The sequence below is a fragment of the Streptococcus mitis genome (genome assembly GCF_946188695.1).
GTDB lineage: Bacteria > Bacillota > Bacilli > Lactobacillales > Streptococcaceae > Streptococcus > Streptococcus mitis_DF.
In genome coordinates this window covers 1-234 of the sequence record NZ_CAMHWI010000094.1, presented here as the reverse complement: position 1 = coordinate 234, position 234 = coordinate 1, and the positions used below count along the sequence as shown (strand labels likewise).

Genomic DNA, 234 nt, shown 5'->3' with positions numbered 1-234 from the left:
TTGGGCGCGTAGCTCAGGTGGTTAGAGCGCACGCCTGATAAGCGTGAGGTCGGTGGTTCGAGTCCACTCGTGCCCATAGTGTTTAGTCCATTACTAGAGAATTGAAACATTATCTTTTCACTAAGAGGACACGGGTTTGTTCCCGTATAAACTATTTTGGAGGATTACCCAAGTCCGGCTGAAGGGAACGGTCTTGAAAACCGTCAGGCGTGTAAAAGCGTGCGTGGGTTCGAA

The 234-nt window shown here is 49.6% G+C and carries 1 tRNA gene; it reads left to right on the top strand.

Going from position 1 to position 234, the window contains the following annotated elements:
• Nucleotides 1-2 precede the first annotated feature (2 nt).
• Nucleotides 3-76: transfer RNA gene (locus N8L33_RS10065), tRNA-Ile, on the top strand.
• Nucleotides 77-234: the final 158 nt, after the last annotated feature.